Origin of the sequence: Thioalkalivibrio sp., assembly GCF_041690275.1 — a bacterium.
Lineage (GTDB): Bacteria > Pseudomonadota > Gammaproteobacteria > Ectothiorhodospirales > Ectothiorhodospiraceae > Thioalkalivibrio.
The window spans coordinates 8,800-17,731 of the sequence record NZ_JAWLHP010000058.1 but is presented as its reverse complement, the minus strand read 5'-3'; the positions used below and the strand labels follow the sequence as shown (position 1 = coordinate 17,731).

The window sequence follows — 8,932 nt, the reverse complement described above, 5'->3', positions numbered from 1 at the left end:
GCATCGCGGCTGGAAGCCGCTCCTACACGGCCGCCTCGGCACATGCGGGAGGCAAGCCTTCTCGGCGACTTCAGGCGTTTGCCTAGGCCTTGCCCTGGATCACGGCCATCATCTCCTCGCGCTCGCTGGCCGCATTCTCGATCAGGTCCAGCTTCCCTTCCTCGTTGGGCGCGGGAAGATCCAGCCGGGTGAACGCCGGTACTTCGTGGAAACGGGGAATGGCGGCGTCGGGGTCCGACTGGTTCAGGTGATAGAGTCGGGCCACGATGACCAGGTCGCAGTAGTCCGGCGGGCCTTCGTGGTCGCGAAGCCAGTTGCCGGACTCGCGCACGACCATGCTCATGCCCGGCTCCATGCTCCAGGATGCAAACACGATTTCGCCGACCACACCGTGGAGCTTCTCGATGATCGCCGTGACCTCCTCATCGGTCGCTTCCGGATGATTGCGGCCGACGTAGTCGAGAATCGGAACAGCCCCCACGTCGTGCAACAGGCCGGCAAGCAGGGCCTGCTCCGCATCCAGGCCCTTGCATTGACGGGCCAGCAGGAAGCTCAGCACCGAGACATGCACGCTGCGGTCCCACAATTCGTGCATACGCCGCTTCAGCACCGGGGAGCTGGAGCGGAAGACCTGCTGCATTGCGATGGTCAGCGCCAGCCTGCGCGCGGCGACCAGCCCCAGCCGGACGGTCGCGTCGCGCACGCTCTTCACCGGGTTGCCGACCCCGTAGGCGGCGCTGCTGGCCGCGCGGATCAGCCCGGCGGTGATCGCGATGTCCAGCGACACGATGCCGGACAGGCGCTTGATGTCCACGTCCGGGTCCTTCATTGCCGTCTGGATCTTGATCGCCACTTCCGGAAGCGCGGGAAGTTCGAGCTTTTCCTCCTGGCAGGCCGCGTAGACCTCCGCGAACAGGGCGCTCTCGGTGTCGTCGAGCTCCGTCTCCTCGACCTCGTAGCCGGACTGGCTCTGCTGCCCGTGGAGAATCCCGTAGAGACGCTGATCGAGTCGCAGCACGACTGCCGTGCCGGAGGCCACCGCGTATTCCTGGAAGCGCCCCTCGGAGAACAGCGGCTGGCGCGCCCGGGTCGAGCCGGCCGCCACGCTGATGGACCCGCTGCTGGTCACCAGGTTCACGCTGCCCTCGACCACGTAGACGAGCCAGCGGTGTTCCGCCGACGCGTCCAGCCGCTGACCGTAGCGCAGGTCTCCAAGCCGGCCTCTCTGGGCCAGTCCGGACCGTTTTTCGCGGTCCAGGTCCCCGACCGGAGACAGCCCGTCCAGCATCTGGGGTTGAGGAATGCGGTTATCCACCGTCGCGCCCGCCTCGTGTTCCGTCGTTGTCCCCTGCGGACGGCAGCCGCCGTCCGCACCCTGTGGTCTGGACTGGAGGGCCCCGGATCGGCCATCGGGATACCGCGTACGGACCGTGATTCGGTCCCTGGCCCATCCCGACCCGCGGGGCCCTGGCCCCCACCCTTGTAGCCTGCTGTATCGGCCCGGCGGCAGTGGACTTGAGGGCGTGATCACCAGCGCACGAGGTGAGCCTGCATCAGTGCTGCAGCAACTCGGTCCAACCCGACAGGGCGCCATTGGCGTCGGCCGGGTCATCCCCGGAGGGACGCCGGTAGCGCCCCTGCACCTCGCGCACGGTGCCGATGCCCTCGATCTGGCCGCGGACGCGCATCAGCACCTCGTCACCGTCGAAGCGCAGCTCCTGCACCGACCAGCTCAGACCCGGCCGGATGACCCGGTCCAGCGCTCCCAGCGCCGCCATCGCGCCCTCGGGATCGCCCCAGAAGAGCTGGTCGTGGCGTTCCCCCCAGGTCTCTTCCTGCCACCACCGTCCCGCGTGCAGGAGCCCCGCCTCGGCCGCCAGGAAGATCTCCGCGACCTGGCGCTGGTTGCCCGCGATTCGTTCATCGACAATCGCCTGCGTCATGCCGGTCACCGCGATCAGACTGCCCACGGCCAGCAGCACCAGCACCACCGCCAGCGCGATCCCGCGTCGACCCGACCGCATCCCCGGAGCCATCAGATGGAGGGCTGCTCGGCCAGCACCGCGTTGCGCAGGCTCACCATGAACTCCACCTCGTGGGCCAGCAGCTGCTGGCCCACCCGGCTCTCCAGCTCCAGCTCCACGCGCAGCGCGACCGGCCGCTCCCAGTTCGGGTCGCCGGCGGCATCGACCGCGACGGCGTTCATCGAGCGCACGGCGCTGACCAGGGGCTGATTCTGGGCCGGAGACGCGTCGTTCCCGCAGCGCAGCTGATTGTCGTGCACGCTGTAGACACTGGCGACCCAGGGCCCGGTCTCGCCCAGGCAGTTCATGCCGGCCTTGCGCACGGTGAATAGCTGCTGCGTTTCGCTGCCGGGGTCACCGGGCTCCAGCCCCCCGGCAAGATCGAGCATCCCGCCCTCGCGCAGGCCCGCGCCGCGGATGTCCCGTGCCATGAAATCGGTCGCGAAGCGCAGATTCTCCTTCATCGTCGCGACCCGCTCCTGCTCGAGCTGCAGCTGCCGCACGCTCAGGAACAGGCTCACCGCCCCCGCGACCAGGAGCAGGCCGAGGGTCATCGCAACCATCAGCTCGACCAGGGAGAAGGCCCGCTGCGCCTTCTCGGGGCTCATGATCCCGGCTCCTGCGGCAGCTCGATGGCGTAGTCCAGCTGCACGCGGCCCTGCTCCGCATCCGCGAAGCGCTCCTCCGCCCAGGACACCGAGATCACCCGCCCGGTCCCGGCACCATTGACACGCACCTCAAGCCCCGGGAGACACACGTGCGGACCCGCCTGCGCGCAGTCCCGTCGCTGAACCCAGTCATCGACCCAGCCGAGTCCGGCATCTTCCCCGGCCGCGGCCATCCACAGCCGTTCACCGGCATCCGCGGCGATCAGGCTCGCGAGCGTGCGCTGATAGGCCGAGTGCGTGGCCTGCAATGCGTGCAGCTGCAGCGCCACGCTGCCCAGGGCGCCGACCGCGAGGACCAGCAGCGCAATCAGCGTCTCCAGCAGACTGAAGCCCGAGCAGGCACGGATCCGCAGCCGCGCCGGCACCGGAGCCGGCCGAGAACGCGCGGCCGGGGCATGGGCGTGACGCGGACCGGACAGGAGCGGCATACCGGTACCGGGCAGTCCTCGACGGTTCATGCGCAACCTCCCTGCTGCACACGGATACGGCCTGTCCGGCTGATCACGATCTGGCGTCCGGCGTCTCCGGCGCACAGGGTGATCGTGCCCATCTGCAGGGCGCCACTGACCTGCCGCGTACCTCCCAGCCCGACGTAGGAGACATAGCGCTGCACGGGCTTGTTGCCGCTGATGGTGATGCCGTCCACGGCCGGATCACCGGCGGCAAGGAGAGGATCGCCGTCGCTGCGCAGCGCGTCTCCGGAGGTGTCCAGAAAGACGATCCAGCCCTGATCCCAGCCGCCGTCCTCGGCGCAGTAGACGCCGTCGACGCTCTTGCACAGGGTCGCGCGCGCATTGTGGCGGACGGCCTCGGAGCGGGTGGCGTGAAGGGCCGCGACCAGGCGGTTGGTCGTGGTGGTCAGCCGGGTGTCCAGCACCAGGTCCCCGAAGGCCGGCACGCCGATACCGAGCAGTATCACGGCCACGGCCATCGTGACGAGGAGTTCGACGAGGGTGAGTCCCGCATCCCTGGGCATCGCTGGCCTCCTTCCCTGAGGCTATGCAGACGCCTGGAGAATAGCGCGCGATTCCGGCGGTTTGAACCTTCTCGGTGGTTCTATATCCAGGGGAGGGGAGCGGCAGCCCGCAAGACTCAGGCGCTGGCCCGCGACGCCTTCTTGCGCTCGTGTTCGAGCAGCAGCTTCTTGCGGATGCGGATGCCCTTCGGGGTCACCTCAACCAGCTCGTCGTCGTCGATGAACTCGATCGCCTGCTCCAGCGTCATGCGGATCGGCGGCGTCAGGATGATGTTCTCGTCGGAACCGGAGGCGCGGACGTTGGTAAGCTGCTTGGCCTTCAGCGGGTTCACCACGAGATCGTTGTCACGCGAGTGGATCCCGATGACCATGCCCTCGTAGACCTCTTCGCCCGGGCCAATGAACAGCTTGCCGCGCTCCTGCAGGTTGAACAGCGCATAGCCCAGCGCCTTCCCGGCGCCGTTCGCGACCAGCACGCCATTGCTGCGGGCGCCGATCGCGCCGGGCCTGAACGGGCCGTAGTGCTCGAACACGTGGTGAATGATGCCGGTGCCGGAGGTCGCGGTCAGGAATTCCGTCTGAAACCCGATCAGGCCGCGCGACGGCATGATGTAGTCCAGCCGGACCCGGCCCTTGCCGTCCGGCACCATGTCCTGCAGTTCGGCGCGACGGATGCCCAGGGCCTCCATCACCGTGCCCTGGTGGATCTCCTCGATGTCGATGGCGACGCGCTCGTAGGGCTCGCAGGCCTCGCCCTCCATCTCCCGCAACACCACCTCGGGGCGCGACACGCCGAGTTCGTAGCCCTCGCGGCGCATGTTCTCGATCAGGATGCCGAGGTGCAGTTCACCGCGTCCCGAGACCTTGAACTTGTCGGCGTCCGCAGTCTCCTCCACCCGCAGCGCGACGTTGTGCTTCAACTCCTCCAGCAGCCGCTCGCGCAGCACGCGGGAGGTGACGAACTTGCCCTCGCGCCCCGCGAACGGGGAGGTGTTCACCTGGAAGGTCATGCTGACGGTGGGCTCGTCCACGGTCAGCGGCGGCATGGCCTCGACCTTCGCGGGATCGCAGAGGGTGTCGGAGATATAGAGCTCGTCCATCCCGGTGAAGGTGATGATGTCGCCGGCCGCGGCCTCCGGGACCTCGATGCGCTGCAGGCCGTGGAAGCCCATGATCTGCAGCACGCGCCCGGAGCGCACATGGCCCATGCGGTCGATGACCTTCACCGGGGTGTTCGTGCGGATCTTCCCCCGGGTGATGCGGCCGATGCCGATCAGGCCCTGGAAGCTGTTGTAGTCCAGCGACGACACCTGCATCTGGAACGGGCCGTCGGCATCCACCTCCGGCGGCGGCACGCGTTCGACAATGGTCTCGAACAGACAGCCCATGTCGCCCTCGCGCACGTCGGCATCCAGACCCGCATAGCCCTGCAGGGCGGAGGCGTAGACGACGGGGAAGTCCAGCTGCTCGTCGCTCGCGCCGAGGCGGTCGAAGAGATCGAAGACCTGGTCGATGACCCAGTGCGGGCGGGCGCCGGGGCGGTCGATCTTGTTCACCACGACGATCGGCTTGAAGCCCATCGCGAAGGCCTTCGAGGTCACGAAGCGGGTCTGCGGCATGGGACCGTCGACCGCGTCGACCAGCAGCAGGACCGAATCCACCATGGACAGCACGCGTTCGACCTCACCGCCGAAGTCGGCGTGCCCGGGGGTGTCGACGATGTTGATGCGGTAGTCGTTCCAGCGGATCGCGGTGTTCTTCGCGAGGATGGTGATGCCGCGCTCCTTCTCGATCGCGTTCGAGTCCATCAGCCGCTCGCCCTGCTCGGTGCGGGCGTCCAGCGTGCCGGACTGGCGCAGCAGCTGGTCGACAAGGGTGGTCTTGCCATGATCGACGTGGGCGATGATGGCGATGTTGCGAAGATTGGCGGTCATGCGGGGCGGGCTCGGCGGCGAAACGGGGGCGGATTATACCTGTTCGCCGTTTTCGCTGCCGCCGACGTTAATTACGGGGACAGATTCAAAATCTGTCCCCGAGACCCCCGCGCTATGGAGTGCGGGAGCTTGCTCCCGCTCTCACGCGCGGAGGCTCGCTTCCGCGGCAGGAGGCGAGCCTCCTGCCGGACAAAGCGGCGGCAAGCTGCCGCACTCCATGGGGTGCTTAAAGAACGGGGGGGTGAGTTCGGGGATTCGCGAGAGTTCCGGCTCAATCCTCGAGATAGGTATAGCCGGTAAGTCCGTGCTCGAGCTCCGCGAGCAGTGCGCCGGCCTCGGCGCCGCGCAGGCCGATCGCATAGATCTTCTCGCGGTAGGCGCGACGCAGCGTCTCGGGCTCGAAGTGTACGTAGCGCAGCAGTTCGTCCACGGTGTCGCCGCGCTCGGGCTCCACCAGCCGGTAGCCGCCGTCCTCGGTGAGTTCGACATTGATGGAATCGGTGTCCCCGAAGAGGTTGTGCAGGTCGCCGAGGATCTCCTGGTAGGCGCCGACCAGGAAGATGCCCAGGAAGTAGTCCTCGCCCTCTCGCCACGGATGCAGCGCCAGCGTGCTGACGGTGGACTCGGCCTCCACGTAGCGGTCCACCCGGCCGTCCGAGTCGCAGGTCAGGTCCTGCAGCACCGCGCGCCGGTGCGGTGGCTCGTCGAGGCGGTGCAGTGGCACCACCGGAAAGATCTGGTCGATCGCCCACGCGTCCGGGATCGACTGGAAGACCGAGAAGTTGCAGAAGTACTTGTCCGCGAGCTTCTCCGTGAGCTCCGCGCGGATCTCGCCGGGCAGCGTGTTCCTCCCGTCCGCGAGCAGGCGCTGGCAGATCACGAAGTGGAGTTCCTCGGCGCGGGCCCGGTCGGACAGCGACAGCAGGCCACGCGCGAACCGGGCCTGCGACTCCGACAGGCCGTAGGCGGCGTCGTGGTAGATCTCCGAGGGCGGCCGGCGGTCGTCGTGCAGCAGAGCGCGCATGTCCGCGAGCACTGCGGGCTCCCCGGGCTCGGCCGGTGCCGGATCGCCTGCACCCGGGGCCGCCTCGCTGTCGATCACGTTGGTGATCAGCACCGCGTGGTGCGCGGTCATCGCGCGGCCCGATTCGGTGAAGATCTCGGGCATCGTGCGGTGCTGGTCGCGACAGATATGCGCCAGCGGCCGCAGGATGTTCAGCGCGTATTCCTCCACCGAGTAGTTCATCGAGCAGTCGTTGCGCGAGCGCGTGCCCTCGTAGTCCACGCCGAGCCCGCCGCCGACGTCGACGACCTGCAGGTTCGCGCCCGCGTCCGTCAGCGCCGCGAAATAATGCGCGGCCTCGCCCATCCCGGCCTGGATGTCGCGGATGTTGGCGATCTGCGAACCCATGTGGAAGTGCAGCAGCTGCATGTGTTCCAGCCAGTCGAGGCCTTGCAGGCGCTCCAGCAGGTGCAGCACGTCCGCCGCCGAGAGTCCGAACTTGGCCTTCTCGCCGCCAGTGTTCTGCCACTTCCCCTTGCCGATCGACGCCAGCCGCACGCGCAGGCCCAGCAGCGGCAGAATGTCCATCTCGCGCGACTGGCGGATCACCTCCTCGAGCTCGGACGGCTTCTCGACCACGATGTATACGCGGTGACCCAACCGGCGGCCGATCAGCGCGAGTCGCACGTACTCGCGGTCCTTGTAGCCATTGCAGACGATCACGGAACCGGCCGGCGCGAGCGCCAGCACGGCCATCAGCTCGGGCTTGGAGCCGGCCTCCAGTCCGACGCGGGCGTCAGGCTCGGCGAGGATGCGCTGCACGACGGAGCGCTGCTGGTTCACCTTGATCGGGTAGATGGCGGTGAAGCCACCGGTGTAGTCCAGTTCCGCGGCGGCCTCCTCGAAGGCCCGGGTCAGACGCTGCACGCGCGACCCGAGCACGTCCTGGAAGCGCACCAGCACCGGCGGCCCGATGTGTTCCTGGCGCAGCCGCTGGGCCAGTTCGAACAGATCCACCCCCGGGTGCTCCGGCCAGTCCGGGCGACGCATGACCATCCGGCCCTGCGGATTGATCTCGAAGAAGCCGCCGTTCCAGTACGCGATGCTGTAGCCCCGGCGGGCGTCCTCGATGGTCCAGTTCGTGTCGTTCATGCGTGATCACCGTCTGGTCGTGCGCGTGGCAGGCCCCCTCCCCAACCGTCCCCCGCAAGCGCGGGAGGAAGCTCTCTCCCCCTCTACCGCAGGCGGGAGAGGGGTCGGGGTGAGGGCCGCGGTGAGGCCCGGGGTAACCGCCAGGGGGTGAGGCCCGGGCCCCGAGAACGTATCATACGCGCCACCCCACCTGCCCACGGCCCGGAGCCCCACCAAGATGACCCTCGACGAGAACTGGTTCAGCGAGACCGATCAGGACATGGCCTTCTCCCTGCGCATCAGGGGCAAGCTGCACGAGGAGCAGACCCCCTTCCAGAAGATCGAGGTCTACGACACCGTCAGCTTCGGCAAGCTGATGGTGATCGACGGCTGCGTGATGCTGACCGACCGCGACAACTTCATCTACCACGAGATGATGGCCCACCCGGTGCTGTTCGCACACCCGAACCCGAAGAAGGTGCTGATCATCGGCGGCGGCGACTGTGGAACGCTGCGGGAGGTGCTGAAGCACGACTGCGTGCAGCGCGCGATCCAGGTGGACATCGACGAGCGCGTGACGCGGGTCTCCGAGCAGTTCTTTCCGCAGTTGTGCGAAGCCAATGACGACCCCCGGGCGGATTTGCGCTTCGACGACGGAATCGCCTACGTGAAGAACGCGGAGCCGGGCTCGATCGATGTGATCGTGATCGACTCCACCGACCCGGTCGGGCCGGCCGAGGGACTGTTCTCGACCCCCTTCTACAAGGACTGCCTGCGGGCGCTCGGGCGCGACGGGCTGCTGGTGCAGCAGAGCGAGTCGCCGCTGTTGCACACCGACAGCATCATCCGGCCGATGCACGACAGCCTGCGCGCGGCGGGCTTTCTGGACATGCTGACCCTGCACTTCCCCCAGGCGAGCTATCCCTCTGGCTGGTGGACCGCGACCATCGCGGCAAAGGACGCGACCGTGTGCTTCCACCGCGAAGAGGCCGCGGAGGAGCTAGGGTTCCACACCGACTACTACAACGCCGCGATCCAGCGCGCCGCGGCGGCAACGCCGGAGTTCTTCCGGAGAAAGCTGTTCGCTTGACCGGGTTCCCGGCGCCGCGGGATCGCGGGATCGCGGGATCGCGGCTGGAAGCCGCTCCTACAGCGATGCCCGGCGTGGGATCGCGGCTGGAAGCCGCTCCTACAGA

Annotated in this window: 8 protein-coding genes; 1 reads left to right on the top strand and 7 read right to left on the bottom strand. The window is 67.9% G+C overall.

The window, feature by feature from the left end; all coding sequences use genetic code 11:
- Positions 1-82 precede the first annotated feature (82 nt).
- The 7 genes from ACESMN_RS11125 to speA form a co-directional block, all read right to left on the bottom strand.
- Positions 83-1,315 (bottom strand): HDOD domain-containing protein, encoded by a 1,233-nt coding sequence (locus ACESMN_RS11125; RefSeq protein WP_373053669.1) that lies wholly within the window; start codon positions 1,313-1,315, stop codon positions 83-85.
- Positions 1,316-1,553: 238 nt separating this feature from the next.
- Complete coding sequence (locus ACESMN_RS11120; protein ID WP_373053668.1) at positions 1,554-2,024, bottom strand: pilus assembly PilX N-terminal domain-containing protein; 471 nt, start codon at positions 2,022-2,024, stop codon at positions 1,554-1,556.
- An 11-nt stretch (positions 2,025-2,035) separates the two neighbouring features.
- Positions 2,036-2,632, bottom strand: coding sequence for a PilW family protein (locus tag ACESMN_RS11115; protein WP_373053667.1), 597 nt, complete (start codon positions 2,630-2,632; stop codon positions 2,036-2,038).
- Complete coding sequence (gene pilV / locus ACESMN_RS11110; RefSeq protein WP_373053666.1) at positions 2,629-3,150, bottom strand: type IV pilus modification protein PilV; 522 nt, start codon at positions 3,148-3,150, stop codon at positions 2,629-2,631. The genes ACESMN_RS11115 and pilV overlap by 4 nt, the downstream gene beginning before the upstream one ends.
- The gene (locus tag ACESMN_RS11105; protein ID WP_373053665.1) at positions 3,147-3,668 is read right to left on the bottom strand and encodes a GspH/FimT family pseudopilin; all 522 of its coding nucleotides are present in this window, start codon (positions 3,666-3,668) and stop codon (positions 3,147-3,149) included. The genes pilV and ACESMN_RS11105 overlap by 4 nt, the downstream gene beginning before the upstream one ends.
- A 116-nt stretch (positions 3,669-3,784) precedes the next feature.
- Positions 3,785-5,602 (bottom strand): translational GTPase TypA, encoded by a 1,818-nt coding sequence (gene typA, locus ACESMN_RS11100; protein ID WP_373053664.1) that lies wholly within the window; start codon positions 5,600-5,602, stop codon positions 3,785-3,787.
- Between the two features lie 271 nt (positions 5,603-5,873).
- Entirely contained in the window at positions 5,874-7,757 is a 1,884-nt protein-coding gene (gene speA / locus ACESMN_RS11095) for a biosynthetic arginine decarboxylase (RefSeq protein ID WP_373053663.1), read from the bottom strand.
- 217 nt (positions 7,758-7,974) lie between these two features.
- On the opposite strand from speA, the gene speE reads away from it, so the two are divergent.
- Entirely contained in the window at positions 7,975-8,826 is an 852-nt protein-coding gene (gene speE / locus ACESMN_RS11090) for a polyamine aminopropyltransferase (protein ID WP_373053662.1), read from the top strand.
- Positions 8,827-8,932 lie beyond the last annotated feature (106 nt).